General features: G+C 31.2%; 16 protein-coding genes. 9 read left to right on the top strand and 7 right to left on the bottom strand.

All coding sequences use genetic code 11. The features are described 5' to 3' along the window. Positions 1-98: 98 nt before the first annotated feature. The 3 genes from JBL43_RS13930 to JBL43_RS13940 form a co-directional block, all read right to left on the bottom strand. Positions 99-806 (bottom strand): 16S rRNA (uracil(1498)-N(3))-methyltransferase, encoded by a 708-nt coding sequence (locus JBL43_RS13930; protein WP_198842027.1) that lies wholly within the window; start codon positions 804-806, stop codon positions 99-101. 24 nt (positions 807-830) lie between these two features. Next, on the bottom strand, positions 831-1,958 hold the full coding sequence (locus tag JBL43_RS13935; protein ID WP_198842028.1) for a GTP cyclohydrolase: 1,128 nt from the start codon (positions 1,956-1,958) through the stop codon (positions 831-833). A 138-nt stretch (positions 1,959-2,096) separates the two neighbouring features. After that, a complete protein-coding gene (locus JBL43_RS13940; protein WP_198842029.1) occupies positions 2,097-3,272 on the bottom strand; it encodes a transporter in 1,176 nt (391 codons plus the stop codon). A gap of 133 nt (positions 3,273-3,405) precedes the next feature. On the opposite strand from JBL43_RS13940, the gene JBL43_RS13945 reads away from it, so the two are divergent. Genes JBL43_RS13945 through JBL43_RS13975 form a run of 7 tightly spaced genes read left to right on the top strand, consistent with a single transcriptional unit; the run spans position 3,406 to position 10,460 of the window. Continuing rightward, the gene (locus JBL43_RS13945; RefSeq protein ID WP_198842030.1) at positions 3,406-3,663 is read left to right on the top strand and encodes a DUF4834 family protein; all 258 of its coding nucleotides are present in this window, start codon (positions 3,406-3,408) and stop codon (positions 3,661-3,663) included. Positions 3,664-3,716: 53 nt separating this feature from the next. Then, a complete protein-coding gene (locus tag JBL43_RS13950; RefSeq protein WP_198842031.1) occupies positions 3,717-6,155 on the top strand; it encodes a YfhO family protein in 2,439 nt (812 codons plus the stop codon). Continuing rightward, positions 6,133-6,657 (top strand): class I SAM-dependent methyltransferase, encoded by a 525-nt coding sequence (locus JBL43_RS13955; protein WP_198842032.1) that lies wholly within the window; start codon positions 6,133-6,135, stop codon positions 6,655-6,657. Before JBL43_RS13950 ends, JBL43_RS13955 begins: the two co-directional genes overlap by 23 nt. Beyond that, entirely contained in the window at positions 6,647-7,879 is a 1,233-nt protein-coding gene (locus tag JBL43_RS13960; RefSeq protein ID WP_198842033.1) for a glycosyltransferase, read from the top strand. The genes JBL43_RS13955 and JBL43_RS13960 overlap by 11 nt, the downstream gene beginning before the upstream one ends. Further along, positions 7,876-9,153, top strand: a complete 1,278-nt coding sequence (locus JBL43_RS13965; protein WP_198842034.1) for a glycosyltransferase family 4 protein — start codon at positions 7,876-7,878, stop codon at positions 9,151-9,153. The genes JBL43_RS13960 and JBL43_RS13965 overlap by 4 nt, the downstream gene beginning before the upstream one ends. After that, complete coding sequence (gene wecB / locus JBL43_RS13970; RefSeq protein WP_198842035.1) at positions 9,150-10,229, top strand: non-hydrolyzing UDP-N-acetylglucosamine 2-epimerase; 1,080 nt, start codon at positions 9,150-9,152, stop codon at positions 10,227-10,229. The genes JBL43_RS13965 and wecB overlap by 4 nt, the downstream gene beginning before the upstream one ends. A gap of 3 nt (positions 10,230-10,232) precedes the next feature. Continuing rightward, positions 10,233-10,460 (top strand): DUF8828 family protein, encoded by a 228-nt coding sequence (locus JBL43_RS13975; protein WP_138950821.1) that lies wholly within the window; start codon positions 10,233-10,235, stop codon positions 10,458-10,460. 50 nt (positions 10,461-10,510) lie between these two features. On the opposite strand, the gene JBL43_RS13980 is transcribed toward JBL43_RS13975, so the two are convergent. The 3 genes from JBL43_RS13980 to JBL43_RS13990 form a co-directional block, all read right to left on the bottom strand. Further along, positions 10,511-11,065, bottom strand: coding sequence for a helix-hairpin-helix domain-containing protein (locus tag JBL43_RS13980; RefSeq protein WP_198842036.1), 555 nt, complete (start codon positions 11,063-11,065; stop codon positions 10,511-10,513). Positions 11,066-11,084: 19 nt separating this feature from the next. Next, on the bottom strand, positions 11,085-11,903 hold the full coding sequence (locus JBL43_RS13985) for an OmpA family protein (RefSeq protein ID WP_198842037.1): 819 nt from the start codon (positions 11,901-11,903) through the stop codon (positions 11,085-11,087). An 81-nt stretch (positions 11,904-11,984) separates the two neighbouring features. Continuing rightward, complete coding sequence (locus JBL43_RS13990; RefSeq protein ID WP_198842038.1) at positions 11,985-14,192, bottom strand: endonuclease MutS2; 2,208 nt, start codon at positions 14,190-14,192, stop codon at positions 11,985-11,987. Positions 14,193-14,267: 75 nt separating this feature from the next. On the opposite strand from JBL43_RS13990, the gene JBL43_RS13995 reads away from it, so the two are divergent. Then, a complete protein-coding gene (locus JBL43_RS13995; RefSeq protein WP_198842039.1) occupies positions 14,268-14,933 on the top strand; it encodes a uracil-DNA glycosylase in 666 nt (221 codons plus the stop codon). Between the two features lie 100 nt (positions 14,934-15,033). Then, the gene (gene guaB, locus JBL43_RS14000) at positions 15,034-16,506 is read left to right on the top strand and encodes an IMP dehydrogenase (protein ID WP_198842040.1); all 1,473 of its coding nucleotides are present in this window, start codon (positions 15,034-15,036) and stop codon (positions 16,504-16,506) included. 242 nt (positions 16,507-16,748) lie between these two features. On the opposite strand, the gene JBL43_RS14005 is transcribed toward guaB, so the two are convergent. After that, on the bottom strand, positions 16,749-17,384 hold the full coding sequence (locus JBL43_RS14005; RefSeq protein WP_198842041.1) for a peptidylprolyl isomerase: 636 nt from the start codon (positions 17,382-17,384) through the stop codon (positions 16,749-16,751). Between the last annotated feature and the right edge of the window lie 70 nt (positions 17,385-17,454).

Raw genomic sequence — 17,454 nt, forward strand, 5'->3', positions numbered from 1 at the left:
ACGATATTAGTATCGTTAAGCTTTAAGTTATAAATTTAATCCTTTAATAATCTGTATCGGTTATTTAGGACTAGACAGATGAAACAATCTACATCTCATTATAAATTAAATAAGGAAACAGTATGAGTTGCTACAATCCCGGCAGTTTCTGTGCGAAGTCTGCTTTCACCTAATGAAACGGGTTTGTAATTATTATGTAAAGCAAGTTCAATTTCTGAAATAGAAAAATCACCTTCAGGTCCAATTAAAATTGTTGCATTGTGCTTTGGTGTTAATACATCTTTTAGATGCTTTTTATCAGTCTCTTCACAATGTGCTATAAATAATTGGTCACTATTGTTTTTCTTAATAAATTCAGAAAAAGAAGTGAGTTCATTTAATTGAGGTAATTGATATTTAAGAGATTGTTTCATTGCAGATTCTAAAATGCGATTTAATCTGTCCATTTTAATAATTTTCCGCTCAGAATGGTCGCAACGTAAAGGGGTAATTTGATCAATTCCTATTTCTGTGGCTTTTTCTAAAAACCATTCAAATCGATCAATATTTTTTGTAGGAGCCATAGCGACATGCAGATTGTAATTCCATGGCTTCTGTTTAGTTTCAATATTTAATATTTTTACCGTACAATTTTTGTCACTACTTATTATAATTTCAGAGGTAATCAGTTCTCCTTTACCATTCGTGATAAAAAGTTGATCACCGGTATTTTTACGCAAGACTTTAACAATATGTCTACTTTCTGTTTTATCAAAAGTAAAGGTCTCCGAGTCATTGGATATGTTAGCGGTGTAAAAAAGCTGCATGTTAATTATTCAAAGTTTATACTTCTAATTGCTAATATCTTTTCTATATGTTCTTCTTCTTTTGTTAATGGTGGGATCAAAATTTTTCCATAATTGGTGGATAGCTTGATTCTCTTCTAATTCTGATGATCTAATACAATCTTCGATACCTTTTTCTTTAAAAGTTCTATAGTATTCATCAAAAATAATTGCAGTTACCCCTTTGTTTTGGTAATCTGGTCTAATTCCAATTAAATAAAATAAAACTTCTTTACTGTTTTTTCTAGCATTTAAAAGATGGAATAATCCAAAGGGGAAAAGTTTACCATTTGCTTTTTGCAAGGCCTTTGCAAAACTTGGCATTACAATTGAAAAAGCGATAATTTTATCGTCTTTATCACTTACAAACTTAATGTATTCGGGATTAATAAAACTAATATACTTTTTCTTGAAATAGGCTTTTTGCTTTTCGGATATAGGAACAAAAGTAGATAACTTAGCGTAGGTGTCATTAAATAAATCAAACATCTCATCTACATAAGGCATAATTTCTTTTGTCTTGGTAAACGTAATTGATTTTAGACCATACCTTCTTTTGATCAATGCTTGGGCTTTCTGAAAAACTTCAGGATTTCTCACATTATTAAATGAAAAGATACTTTCTATAAATTCCTTCTCTTTAACATACCCTAATTGCTCAAAGTGCGATTTATAATAAGGATGACTGTACCAAGTAATCATGTTTCCTATTTGGTCAAAACCTTCACTTAGTACACCAACTTTATCGAGGTTTGAAAAACCTAATGGCCCTTCAATATATTCTAAGTTATTCTGTTTTCCAATTTCGTTAACTTTATCTAATAAAGCTTTTGTAACTTCTAAATCATCGATAACATCAAACCAACCGAACCTCATTTTTTTTAATCCTTGTTGTTTAATTTCAACGAAATTTAAAACAGCAGCAACTCTACCAACGATTTTATTATTTTTATATGCTAACAGGAAATGAACTTTGGCATTGTCTAACGCCGGATTTTTAGTTTTATCAAAGCCTTCTAATTCATCCTTAATAATAGGAGGAATCCAATAGGGATTGTTTTTGAAAATTGAAAAAGGAAACTTTACGAATTTTTTTAAATCACTTTTTGAAGTAATTTCTTTAATTGTAATCATCTATAAATAATTAAGGGCTTTTTAATTATTTCAAATCTACAAAAAAGAAATAGATAATTAATTTATAATAGCGAATACAAACTGTGAATTAAATTTTTAGAAAATAGATTTACTATTTAGATGAGCAATAACAGTTAATTAATTGCTGTTAGGGTCATAATTTTTATCGTAATTCTTGGTGTCTTTTTTCTTTTGTTTCTGATCCGCTTTTTGTTGTTTTTTGTCATCCTTCGCTTTTTTCTTCGCTTCTTTTTCTAATCGTTTTTGAGCTTTGGTTTGCTTAGGTTTTAAGGTTTTAATTTTTTTCTTACCCGCTTTTACACTTTTAACTTTTCTTTGTTTTTTGTCTTTTTTAGAAAAAATTCTGGAAAAGAAGCCACCTCCATTATTGTCTTTTGTTGCTTTCCCTTCAGAATCTAATGTGCTAAAACCATCAATATGTCTGTCTAACCTCCACGCAATACCGGCTCCAAAAAAGAAACTATCATCTCCGCGTTCATCCTTTATATAACGAAAAGCAGCGTCTACTTGCATATTCTTATTTAACAAATAAGCACTCCCTACTCCGTATTGAAAATCGTTTGGTACATTTTTTCTTAAAAAACCTTGATTCTCAGCGAATACAGAAACTTTTGGTGTTAGTGAATAAGTAGCAGTGATAATGTATGAATTTTCAGAATCATCCGTAAAGGTCTTATCCATTATAAAATTTGTAATTAAAACAAATTTATTTGTAAGATCGTTTTGTGTGAAAAGTGCAAACCTCGGACTTAAACCTCCTGGGTTTTTATGTAATTTACTAAGCAAGTTCGTGTTAAGTCCTGCATAAACACCTACCGCGGGAATAAGTCTTTTCCAATCGTAACTGTTTCTTTTTTTCCAACTTCGTATTTCCTTTGATTTGTCTGTGTATGTTGGTGAGTAGACAAGATACTTTGCTCCAACGGTAAATTTACTCAATCCTAAAGCAGATTCACTATAAATAGTAGGTTGTGTGTAGTTTCTGTCTTCTTGACCAAATGATAAGTCTAAGTTTAATTCTAATTTTTCAAAAAATTGACTCGTTCTAAAAATAAGGTCTGTACCGTATGACTTACTATTGTAGTTAATTGTTTCTGCTGTAACTTGGTCGTAGTATAAGTAATTACCTATATTTTTATAGAAGAACCCTGCTTCCACCTGGTAAACATTTTTACCAACGCTATAAGGGCTGTCTGAGAAACCTGGTCGTTTAGAATTTATGACTTCTGTATACTGTGCAGCACTTATTAGATAGCAAAAACTAAAAATAAAAACCAAGACGAATTTTCTCATGCGGGAGTGTTAAGACTAAAAATTATCAATTTATGTATTACTTAACGTATTTGTTGCTTTCAAATTGTTATTTTTGGGAACTAATTTGAAAAATCTTTTATTTAGGTTTTATTTTATGCAAGAAGCTGGTATTATGAATTTTATAAGAACACTACTCATTATTTTAGCTATTTATTATGCTCTTAAAATTATAGGAAGATATTTATTTCCTATTTTTATGAAGAAAATGATGCAAAATGTTGAGAAAAAATTTAATGAACAACAAGGAAGGACAACAACTCAAAAGCAACATGTAAAAGAGGGGGAAACAATCATTGATAAAGCCCCTAGTACAAATGCGAAAAGTAATAATGATGTTGGGGAGTATGTTGATTATGAAGATGTTGAATGATTTTTGTCTGGTGGTTAACAAAAATAATTATACAAAAATTATAAAAAGAGATAATGAATAATAAATACCTACGTTTTTTAATTGCCATTTTAGTATTTGTTATTGTATCAGTGGCTTATTTTTCTCCTATTTTAGAAGGTAAAAAAATATTTCAAAGTGACATCGCTCAGTTTAAGGGTATGTCTAAGGAAATAGTTGAGTATAGAAAAGAAAAAGATGCTGAACCTTACTGGACAAATAAGGCTTTTGGTGGCATGCCAGCATATAATGTTAGTGCATATTATCCAAACAATTATATAAAAAAAGCAGATTTATTACTACGCTTTTTACCTAGACCAGCAGACTACTTATTTTTGTATTTTTTAGGTTTTTTTGTTCTACTATATGTGCTTAAGGTCGATTGGAGGCTAGCTATTATAGGAGCTTTGGCTTTTGGCTTTTCAACTTATTTTATAAGCCTTTTTGGAGCAGGACATAATGCGAAATCACATGCCATTGCTTATATGCCAATGGTTTTAGCGGGGATTTTGTTGGTTTTTCAACGAAAGTATTTGTCTGGTTTTACACTAACGGCTCTGGCCTTAGCTTTTGAAGTAAATGCAAGTCATCCACAGATGACTTATTATTTACTCTTTATGATATTAATTTTAGGTATTGTGTATTTAGTAGATGCCATTAAGCAAAAAACAATCCCAAATTTTATTAAAAGTACTCTTATTTTGGCAGGGGCAGCAGTATTGGCTATTGGCGTTAATTCAACAAGTTTATTGGCTACGAAAGAATATGCTTCACACAGTACACGTAGTAAAAGTGAATTAACCATTACCTCAGAAGGTACCCCAAAAGAACATATATCTTCAGGATTAGATAGAGAGTATATTACGGAGTATAGCTATGGAATAGCAGAGAGCTTTAGTCTTTTAATACCAAGATTTTATGGAGGTGGAAATAGAGAGAATTTAGGTAAAGACACGGAGACCTATGCTTTTTTAAAGAATAAGTTTGGAAGGGCAGAAGCTAAGAATTTTTCAGAAAACTTCCCTGGTTATTGGGGAGAACAAACAATAATTGAAGCTCCGTTTTATATAGGAGCCGTGTTGATATTTCTTTTTGTGCTAGGGTTGTTTCTAGTAAAAGGAAATTTGAAAAAATGGTTGCTAGCGGCTACTATTTTTTCTCTTTTATTAAGTTGGGGGAAACACTTTCCTGCATTAACCAACTTTTTTATTGATTATGTACCCATGTATAATAAGTTTAGAGCGGTATCTTCTATTCAAGTAATAGCTGAGTTGGCAGTACCTTTATTAGCAATAATTACATTGAATCAGTTTTTAAAAGATGAAAATAATAAAACTAACAAATTAAAGTATCTAAAGTATGCACTTTATGGAGTTGGAGGCTTGATATTATTTTTTACGTTATTTGGTACCAGTCTTTTTAATTTTGAGAGTTTTAGAGATCCAGGTATGGCGGGAATTGAGAAGCAATTTCCTGGCTTTATGGATACTATTATTTCTGAAAGAAAATCACTTTTCTTTAATGATAGTTTACGTTCTTTAATTTTAATTTTAATATCTGGAGGACTATTATGGGCATTTTTAAAAGAGAAAATTAATAAAAATGTAGTAATTATTTCCTTTGCAGTTTTAATTTTATTCGATTTGGTCGGAGTAGATAGACGCTATGTAAATGATGATGATTTTGTTTCTAAAAAACAAGAAGAGATTCCATTTGCAGCGAATCAATTTGATAAAGAAATACTTAAAGATAAATCGTATTACAGAGTAGCCAATTTTGCAGTTAATCCGATGAATGATGGTAGTACGTCGTATTTTCATAATTCGATTGGTGGATACCATGCGGCAAAACCGCGGAGATATCAAGAGTTGTTTGAATATCAAATTGCGAAAAATAATATGCAGGTATTAAATATGTTAAATACCAAATACATTCTTTTTCAAGATCAAGACCGGGTAACAAGAATGCAAAAGAATGACGATGCTAATGGTAACGCTTGGTTTGTAGATGAGGTAGAAGTTGTTAATTCTACCAATGAAGAAATTATAGCCTTGGATAGCTTGAATACTAAAAGAAAAGCAGTTGTTAATTCTGAATTTAAGAGCATGTTGAGTCAAACTTCTTTTACAAAAGATAGCTTGGCATCAATAATATTAACTTCTTACCAGCCTAATGAATTAAAATACGATTCAAATAGCAGTAATGAGCAATTGGCCATTTTTTCAGACATGTATTATAAAGAGGGGTGGAATGCATATATTGATGGTAAATTAGCACCTTACTTTAGGGCAAATTATGTGTTAAGAGCGATGGTAATACCATCAGGTAAACATGAAATTGTTTTTAAATTTGAACCAACCGTAATCAAAACAGGAAATACCATTACTATGATTTCATATGCTCTGTTATTATTGATTCCTATTGGATGGTTTTTTATTGATAAAAAGAAAAATGTACAATCAACTACCGAGTAAAAGATACGATCATACTATTAAATTTTTACTAAAAGTATTGCCTAGTCCTGCTACAATTTTAGATCTAGGTATTAGAAATCCGTTTAGTGAAATTATGGAAGAACACGGCTATACCGTCATTAATACAAATGGTGAAGATTTAGACTTGTTACCTGAAATTGTAAAAGAGCACAACGTAGATGCAGTCACAGCATTTGAAATATTTGAACATCTCTTAGCTCCATTTAATGTGTTAAGTGCAATTGAATCTACTAAATTAATTGCTACAATACCCCTTAATCTTTGGTTTGCAAAGGCTTATCGGTCTAAAACAGATAAATGGGATCGGCATTATCATGAATTTGAAGATTGGCAATTTGATTGGTTGTTAGAAAAATCAAATTGGACTATAAAAGAAACAGAAAAATGGACGAGTCCAATTAATCAAATTGGATTTAGACCCATTTTAAGAAAGTATACACCTCGCTATTATGCAGTTTATGCCGAAAAAAATGTCAGATAATAAATTTATTTGCATGATTGTTGACGGTTCTTATCCACAAGATATTAGGGTAAGAAAAGAGGCAGAAGCATTGATTGACTTTGGTAAAAAAATAATTGTAGTTTGTCCTAGAAAAAATAAACAAGCTAAACAGGAAATTGTAAATGGTGTGCAGGTTTATAGGATAGGTTCTAACTATACTACCGTTAAAAAGGGAATTAATGATATTATTGAAAGTGTATTTAATATCAATCCTTTTTTCTTTTTTAATTTAAAGAAAATTTTCAGAAAGTATTCCATTGAATTTTTACATGTACATGATTTACCATTGGCAGGTACGGCATATGCATTTAGGAAAAAAGTTGAAAAAGGTTTGGTTTTAGATTTACACGAAAACTATCCTGAAGCCTTAAAAACTTGGTTTTCATGGAAAAAAAGTAGACTGATTAGAATAAAGAATATGTTGTTTTTTAACCCTAAGCATTGGTCTAAAAAAGAAGAAAAATACTGTAGAAAGTTTGATAAAATTGTTTGTGTAGTTGATGAAATGAAGGAGAAGTTGATAAATAATTTTCATATTGAAGAAGAAAAATTTACAGTGATATCTAATTATGAAAAGAAAAATTTTGCAGAAAATTTCAATACAGAAGTTGCACAAAATATAATTGATAAAGATTTCTTTTCTATAACATATGTTGGCGGATTTGGCCCGCATCGTGGTTTAGATACTGCGATTAGAGGAATGCAAAAGGTGCTTCATCATGTTCCAACAGCAAAGTTGTATTTAATAGGGAAAGGAAGTATAGATGTAGAAAACAAATTAAAAGAAATCGTTAAGCAACTGAAATTAGAAAATGCTGTTGAGTTTGTTGGATATAGGCCTTTTGATGAAGTGGCAACTATAATGAAAAAGTCCAACTTAAATATAATACCACATAAGGCCAACGACCATACAGATAATACGATACCTCATAAGCTATTTCAAATTATGATGAGTAAAAGCTTATTATTGGTTAGTTCATGTAAACCATTAAAACGAATCGTTGAGAAATATGATGCAGGCTTGGTTTTTGAAGCTGGAAATGCGGAAGATTTTGCATTAAAAGTTACTAATGCCGTTACAAATTATGATGCATTAAAATATAAAACTGAAAATGCGTATACTGCAGTTATGGACAAGGGTGAAAATTGGGATGAGGAAAGTTTGAAGTTACTCAAATTGTATGATAAATTAGAAATTTGAAAGTTCTTATAATAACATATTATTGGCCTCCTTCAGGTGGTTCTGGCGTACAACGTTGGTTAAAATTTGTGAAATATTTGACGCAATTTGATATCGAACCTGTGGTTTATACTGTTGATGAGCCTAACTATGCCATAGAGGATAAAACATTAGAAAATGAGGTGCCAAAGTCTGTAAAAGTTATCAAGCAACCCATAAAAGAACCCAATGATATTTTAAAACTTTTTGGTACTAAAAATAAAAAAACAAGTGCAGGGTTTTTAAGTGAAAACCCCTCGTTTTTTGGTAAAATAATGCAATATATAAGAGCTAATTATTTTATACCAGATGCTAGAAAATTTTGGGTTAAACCATCTGTTACATATTTAACTGAATATTTAATAAATAATCCAGTTGATGTTATTATTACTACAGGTCCACCACATAGTTTACATTTAATTGGCTTACAATTAAAAAATAAATTAGGATTAAAATGGATTGCTGATTTTAGAGATCCTTGGACGGATATTGATTACTTTCAAAAATTACCATTAACAATAAAAAGTAAAAAAAAGCACCATCAATTAGAAAATGAAGTGGTGAGCAAAGCAGATTGCGTGTTAGTGGTCGGTAATACGATGAAAGAGAATTTTCTTAAATTTAATAAGAATGTTCAAGTAATAACGAATGGCTACGATGGAGATCGGAATTCATCTAAAAATGAATTGGATAAAAAGTTCACTTTAGTTCATGTCGGTTTAGTAAATGCAGATAGAAATCCGAAAGTGTTATTTGAGGTTTTGTCAGAATTGATAGCTGAAAATACAAGCTTCGCAAAAGATTGTAAGTTGGTTTTTGTAGGGAAATTGGCAAATGAAGTTATAGAAAATTTGGACCAAAATAATTTAAAATCACATACAGAGATTATCGATTATTTACCGCATAAAGAAGTGATTGGTTTTCAAAGAAAAGCTCAAATTTTATTATTGCTTGTAAACGATGTGCCTAGTTCAAAAGGAATAATTACAGGTAAAATATTTGAATATTTACAATCTGAACGCCCAATTTTGGCAATTGGACCTGAAGATGGTGATTTAGCAGATATATTGAGTGAAACAAGTTCTGGTGAGGTAATTGACTTTAATGATGCATGTAAAATGAAGAGATCTATTGAAAAATTATATTCAGACTACCAGCAAAATGAATTGATTTCAGGAACTAAAAACATTGATAAGTACCATCGTAAAGCATTGACTGAACAGCTATCAATTATTATAAAACAATTGGCATCATGAAAAAGATTGTAACTATTTTAGGAGCAAGGCCACAATTTGTAAAGGCAGCGGTGTTAAGCAGAATTATTCGTGAACACGGAGAGTTCGAAGAGATAATTGTACATACTGGTCAACATTTTGATCAAAATATGAGCGATATCTTCTTTGAAGAGATGGAAATACCTAAGCCCAAATACAATTTGCATATAAATGGACTTAGTCATGCTGCAATGACAGGACAAATGTTAATTGGGGTTGAAAAAATACTGTTAGATGAAAAGCCATTGGCTGTTGTTGTTTATGGGGATACCAATTCGACATTAGCAGGTGCGTTAGCTGCTAAAAAAATGGGCATTAGCGTAATTCATGTTGAAGCTGGTTTACGATCTTTTAATATGAACATGCCTGAAGAAATTAATAGAATAGCTACAGATACTATTTCTGATTTATTACTTTGTCCAACTGATGTTGGTGTACAAAATTTAAAGAAAGAAGGTATACTTGGTTCTGAGAAAGTGGTGAAGTCAGGTGATATTATGAAAGATGCGGTAACGTATTATTCAAAAAAGGCTAATGAAAAATCGAGCATTTGTAATAAATTAATGCTCGAGGAAAATAACTTTGTATTAGCCACCATCCATAGACAAGATAATACAGTACATGTTGAAAAGCTAAAGGCTATTTTTACTGGTTTAGATGAAATTAATGTTCAATGTAAAGTGGTAATGCCATTGCATCCAAGAACAAAAAAAATAATTGAAGAAAATAATATTGAAACAAGTATTACAATTATAGAACCTGTTGGATATTTTGATATGCTCTCCTTATTAAAACACTGTAAAATGGTTGTTACTGATAGTGGTGGATTACAAAAAGAAGCTTACTTTAACAAAAAACATTGTATTATTGCTCGAGAAGAAACAGAATGGGTTGAGTTGGTACAAAATGGATTTGCAAAAACGGTTGGCAGTAATCAGTTAAAGATGATAGAAGCTTTTGATTATTTTAAATCAAAAAAATCTGACTTTTCTAAAAATCTATATGGGAAAGATGTAGGCCTGAAAATATATAACGAAATAATGAATTTAATAAAATAAGATATGCAATTACCTAAATTTTTACTCGGAGACAATACTGATTTTCCTGATGATATTTTTATCATACATACAGATTATCCTCAATTTATTATTAATTTAGTGAATGATGAAATTGAATGGCTGGAAGATGTTACTGGAGAGAATGAAGATGAGCTCACTAATGAAATAAATGATTTGATAGAACAAGCATCCTCTTTTTATGATAGAGAGATGGAAAGGTATAAAGAATAAAAAAAAAAGCTCCAATTTTAATTGGAGCTTTTATTATTAAAAAAAGGAAATTATAATCCTCCTTTCAATTCATCTTGCCACTTTGCTAATTCAGTCCATTTACCTTCCGCAGCCATTTTAGCCTGAGCTGACCATGTTTTAGGTTTATGAACTCTATAACGAGGACCTGCATTGTCTAATATCTTTTGTAATCTACTTAGCTCGGATTCTGAAAGTTGTTTAAAACTCCAAATTCCATCATCGTTTAGTAAACCTTTAATTTTTGGACCAATACCTTCTACTTTCGTTAAGTCATCTTTTATAGAATCGTCAGCTTTAGCTGGAATAATCGCTTTTGCTGGAATCACCGCTGCCGCTAGAGATGCAGTAGTAGCAGCGGCAGTTGCAGCTAGTACTCCTTTTTCTTTACGACAAGCTGCTAAATCAGCTTCTAAGCTTTTTATTTTAGAAGAATAATCAGTGGTATCATTTGTACCACCAAAGATTTTTGATAATAACCATCCTAAAATAATTCCTAATATAAACGCTGCTAATAACCATAAAAACCATGGCCAAAACATATCGGAACCATCGCATGCTGTTGTATTTATTTGTAATGCTAACATAATTTTATTTTTTAGTTGATTAATTAATTTCTAATTCCACTCTTCTGTTTTTCTCCATCCCTTCCTCTGTATCATTTGACGCAATTGGATTATTCTCACCTTCAGTACCCACAGAAATTCTTTCTACTGCGATACCCAATTTGATTAATATATTTCTAATAGTTTTAGCTCTATCTAAACCTAGTTTCATGTTATAACCAGGGTTACCTTTATTATCTGTATGACCTGTAACCGAAATTGTTTTTTCGTTGTTTTTTAATTGCTCAACGATGTTTTTTAGATAGTCGTTAATGTTTTCATTTTCCAATTTTTTGGTTGAGTTGTATGGAAAATAAATTAGGGTTTTGTTATCAACTTCTTGAATGTTTTCATTTCTAACTTTCCACTCTAAAATTGTACCCCCAAACGATGCTGTTTTTGCATCTTCTGAATCTAAAATTAATTTGCTATCAATCTCCATTCTATTCATTGCTACAGAATCAGATAGCATTAGTCTTACGGCATCAGCTCTTGCTAATCCAAGGTTTTCAAAAGAAGTAGTGTTGGTTTCATCCTTATAATAAGGACCAAGAATTCTTAAAATTTTACCTTCACCATCTGCAGATTGAATTTCCTTTTTTTTATTAAACCAAAGGTCATTTGTAACGGGTTTGTGTGAATTCCAATTGTAAACGAGTGGTCCATACTTGACTGGTTTTGTCAATGGTGGTACATTTTCTTTTGTTTCAGTTTGCACGGTGTTATCGCAGCAGAGCATGGTGTTTTTATACCATTCCCAGCCAAACCATGCCAAAATAATAAACAAAAGAATTAGCACGAATGCTAAAAATTTCTTCATTTTTTGTGGTTTTAGTTAATATTTAGTTTTGTTAAAATTAAGCAAAATAAATATAACCATATAATTTTGAATGGGATAGCTTTATTTTTTTGCTGATTCAACCAGCTCTAATTGATTGATATTTATTTTTGTAGTAAACATTCCGTAATTAAGAGTGGCAATATTTTTTTCAATTTTATCAATGGTTCCAACAGATTTACCATCTGGTAAACGTACTCTGTCATTAACCTTAAAATTATAATCAGCTTTTACTTTTTCAATTTGTTTTTTTAGCGTGTTTTTTTTCTGTCTAATTTTTTTAACCTCAACCAAGACTTCTTTTTTAACCTCCTCTAATTCCTTTTCTATTGTTTTTTTTGTTTCCGTTTCCTCCTTCTTTTGGACTTTTGTTTTTTTAATAGGTTTATGGAGCGTTACGTATTTGTTCTTCTCCATTAATATCCATTTCATAAAATCGGCTAATAATTTCTTTTTATTATTAGATTGGAAATATGTATTTGACATTTCATTTACCTTTCTGCCTATAGAAAGCATTTTCTGATTATTGTCGTATAATTCCTGAAAACTCTCAAGTTTATCTTGAATTTTCGATTCCTTTTCAGAAAGATTATCAGAATGCATTTTAGCCTTATCTTGCTCTTTTTCTAAATTTTCTGAAGTTCTTTGAAGTTTGTTGCGTTCTTTTTGAAGTTTAGAAATTGTTTTATCTAATCTAATTTTACCGCGTTCAACTTTCTTTTTTGCTCTATTTATTAAGCTGAAAGGAATGCCATTTTTTTGAGCAACTTCAAATGTAAATGAACTTCCGGCCTGACCGATAAAAAGTTTAAATAAAGGTTCCAATGTTCTTTCGTCAAATTGCATATTGGCGTTGGTTACATTTTCAAGCTCATTGGCTAAAACTTTTAAATTAGAATAGTGTGTGGTAATTACACCATAAGCGTTTTTACTGTAAAATTCTTCTAAGAAAATTTCAGCCAATGCTCCTCCTAATTCAGGGTCGCTACCAGTACCAAATTCATCAATTAAAAAAAGTGTGTTATTATCGCATTTACGCAAAAAATCACGCATATTTTTTAAACGATAACTGTAGGTACTTAATTGATTTTCTATAGATTGATTGTCGCCAATATCGGTTAGGATTGTGTCAAAAAAATAGACTTCACTACGTTCATGTACAGGTATTAAAATAGCAGACTGAATCATAACCTGTAATAAGCCGATAGTCTTTAAAGTAATACTTTTACCGCCAGCATTAGGTCCAGAAATAACAATAATTTGTTGATTCTGATTTAGTTCTAAAGTTTGCGGAATAGTACTAATGTTTTTTTTAGTGTTTGCTTCTAATAATATGGGATGATAAGCATCTCGAAATAATACTTTCTTACTATGAGAAAACTTTGGTAATAAGCCGTTGATTTTTTGAGCATATTTTGTTTTTGCAGAAACGGTATCTAGATGTGTTAGATAATACTGATATTGTTCTAAAAAACTCTTATAAGGCCTAATTTGATTGGTCAGCATTTTTAATATACGGACAATTTCTTGTTGCTCTTCGTAGATTAAATCTTGTAGCCTTCTGCTTAATCTTAGCGTGGCTTCAGGTGCTATATAAACAATACTTCCTGTTTTGGAATTACCTAATAAAGAGCCTTTTACTTTTTTTCTGTGCATGGCTTGCACTGCCAAAACTCTTTGATTATCAATAACTGATTCTCTAATATCATCTAAATAATCATTACTGGCATAATGATTAAGTGCTTTTGTAAAACTGTTACCAATTTCACCTCTTACGCTATTTATTTCTTTACGGATTGCTTTTAATTCGGCACTTGCGTTATCTGATACTTCACCAAAACGATTAATAATTTTATGAATACCTTCATGAATTTCTTTGGTATAGTCAATTTTTTGAGAATTCTTAAAAAGGGAAGGAAAGTATTCTGCAAATTTTTTAAAGAAGTTGAGTAATTCAATTGTTGTTTCTGATAAAGTAGCAATTTTTTGAAAAGCTTGTGCTTCTAAAAAACTATTCTCTACACCTAACAAATGAATTTCTTTTGTTATTTCATCAAATTGATGATTTGGTATTCTATTATCATTTTCAAAGGAACCTAAATATTCATTGGTTTGATGTAATTCATCAATTAGGGTTTCTTTCTTTTGAATAGGTACAATTTCTAATACAGCTTTTTTACCTAAGTCCGTTTGACAATAATTTGCTATATGGCTTAAGACCACATCAAACTCTAAATCTTTAAGTGTTTTATTAGTAATTTTACGCTTCAAAATTGTATTTTTGGTCAAGCAAAAGTAACTAAAATAATAGTCTTTTCTATTGAAGATATTTTCTAATTGGAATGTATGGATTTGAGTATAGCAAAAAGCTGGAAACCAATTGTAGCAAAAGAATTTGAGGCTACCTATTTTAAGGATTTAGTTTCTTTTGTGAAAACGGAATACCATCAGTTTACGTGCTACCCCAAAAGTTCAGCTATTTTTGCAGCATTTGATTATTGTTCTTTTGATGATTTAAAAGTTGTTGTAATTGGACAAGACCCGTACCATGGAGTAGGGCAGGCTAACGGTTTGTGTTTTTCAGTAAATGAAAATGTAGCAATACCGCCATCATTACAAAATATATTCAAGGAAATCGAGGCAGATTTGGGTAAGTCATCCCCAGAAAATGGAAATTTAGAACATTGGGCAAGGCAAGGAGTATTACTACTAAATGCAACGTTAACGGTAAGAGCTCATGAAGCTGGATCTCATCAAAAAAAAGGATGGGAAACTTTTACTGACACGGTAATCTCACAAATTTCTAAGAATAAAGAAAATGTAGTTTTTTTATTATGGGGAGGTTTTGCTAAAAAGAAGGCGAAACTTATAGATGATAAAAAACATACTATTTTAACCAGTGGTCATCCTTCACCATTAAGTGCCAATCGAGGTTATTGGTTCGGCAATAAACATTTTAGCAAGACGAATGAGTTTTTAAAAAGTAAAAAATTACAACCAATTGATTGGTGATTTTTTCTAGAACCTAATAATTATTTAAAGATTTAACAAGGCTTCTCAATTAATAATTGTAAATTCGCGTGCAATTAATTATTATTTAATTTAATTGTAAATGAATACTCAAAATCCGAAATTTGTTGGAGAAGGTTTAACCTACGACGACGTACTTTTAGTCCCTGCTTTTTCTGAAGTACTACCACGCGAAGTAAATATCCAAACAAAATTTACCAGAAATATTACTATAAATATACCTATTGTATCCGCTGCTATGGATACGGTTACTGAATCTGCAATGGCAATAGCTATGGCTCGTGAAGGTGGTATCGGTGTACTTCATAAAAATATGACAATACAACAACAGGCGGTTAAAGTACGTAAAGTAAAACGTGCTGAGAGCGGTATGATTATAGACCCTGTAACACTTCCTTTAACAGCAACCGTTGAAGATGCCAATAATAGTATGCGTGAGCATGGTATTGGAGGAATTCCAATTGTAGATGATAATGGTATGTTAAAAGGTATTGTTACCAATAGAGATTTACGTTTTGAGCATAAAAGTAATAAGCCTATTGTAGAGGTAATGACAAGCAAGAATTTAGTTACTGCACCTGTTGGAACTTCATTAAAAGATGCAGAAAAAATATTACAGCAATATAAGATTGAAAAATTATTAATTGTTGAAGGTGAAAAACTGGAAGGCCTTATTACATTTAGAGATATTACCAAAGTAACGCAAAAACCTATTGCGAATAAAGATAGTTTTGGTAGGTTAAGAGTAGCTGCTGCTATTGGTGTAACACCTGATGCTTTAGATAGAGCAGAGGCTCTAATAAATGCCGGAGTTGATGCTCTAATTATAGATACAGCACACGGGCATACTAAAGGTGTAGTGAATGTGCTTAAAGAAATTAAGAAAAAATTTAAAAATATTGATGTGGTAGTAGGTAATATTGCTACACCAGAAGCTGCAAAGTATTTAGTTGAGGCTGGTGCTGATGCCGTTAAAGTGGGGATTGGTCCCGGTTCAATATGTACTACAAGAGTTGTAGCAGGAGTTGGTTTTCCTCAATTTTCAGCTGTATTAGCCGTTGCTGAAGCTATTAAAGGAAGTGGAGTGCCTGTTATTGCCGATGGAGGTATTCGTTATACGGGAGATATCCCTAAGGCTGTTGCTGCCGGAGCTGACACCGTTATGTTAGGTTCTTTATTGGCTGGGACAAAAGAATCGCCAGGAGAAACAATTATTTACGAAGGAAGAAAATTTAAGTCATATCGTGGGATGGGTTCTGTTGAAGCGATGAGACAAGGAAGTAAAGACCGTTATTTTCAGGATGTTGAAGATGATATTAAAAAATTAGTACCGGAAGGTATTGTAGGTCGTGTGCCTTATAAGGGTGATCTTTACGAAAGTATTCATCAATTTATTGGAGGTTTAAGAGCTGGAATGGGCTATTGTGGAGCAAAAGACATCGAAACTTTAAAAGAAACTGGAAAATTCGTTAAAATAACGGCATCTGGTATTAATGAAAGTCACCCACATGATGTAATGATTACGAAAGAATCTCCTAACTATTCAAGAAGGTAAATAAAATAACTAGAGAATTAAAAAGGGAAAGAAATTGGGAATTAAACATAAAATTTCGTTAAATAACAAAACCTTTTGAAGTAATTTATACTTTTATTAAATAAGGCACGTTATTTTAATGCATTTAATTCCCATTCCGTAGTTTTTGGAAAATTTTACAATTTTCTAAGCTGCGGAATGTTCTTTTATAACGTGCCTATACTATAAATATCTTTGTAAAAGAGGATAATTTAAATGTTTAATTATTCCACAATATACACTTTTTTTATATAATCTAACTTCGGAAAAGTTGATTTCAAGTACGAATTTCCCGATTTTTGAATTGAATCTTGCCTTCTTCCAGGTTTTTCGCCATAGCCATTATAAATTTCCTTAACGACATCCATTCCATCAATAACTTTTGCAATTACAGGAAAACCAGTAACGTCACTATACGATAAAGAGTCAAGTCTATCATTATTCTTTAAGTTGATAAATAATTGGGTATCTCTAGTTCTTTTGCCCCCTCGGGCAAATGCTATGGTACCTTCTTCATTACTTTTCTTAACAGTTTCATCTGCAATTTTATAAGTACTCCAAGCTTTATTTAAATCGGCATTATCATGAATTCCAAACTGAACCACAAAATTGGGTACAACTCTATAGAACGCAATATCAGTATAAAAATCACTAGAAATTAGTTGGTATAATCTATCAACAGCTAAAGGAGACCATTCGCGATGTGCTTCAATGACAAAATTGCCTTTTGTAGTTTCGAAACGAGCTTTAAATACTACCGGAGCTTCTGTTTTAAGCCACTTTTCTTTGATTATTTTCTTGCTACAAGAACTTGTAATAATTATAAGGAAAACTAAAAATGAATACGTAAATAATTTCATTAGCGATTATAAATGGTTTTAGTTAATTCGATTTATGCGGAATTTCTTACACACAAACTTATCGAAAATC

Source organism: Aureibaculum flavum (assembly GCF_016406085.1).
Classification (GTDB): domain Bacteria; phylum Bacteroidota; class Bacteroidia; order Flavobacteriales; family Flavobacteriaceae; genus Aureibaculum; species Aureibaculum flavum.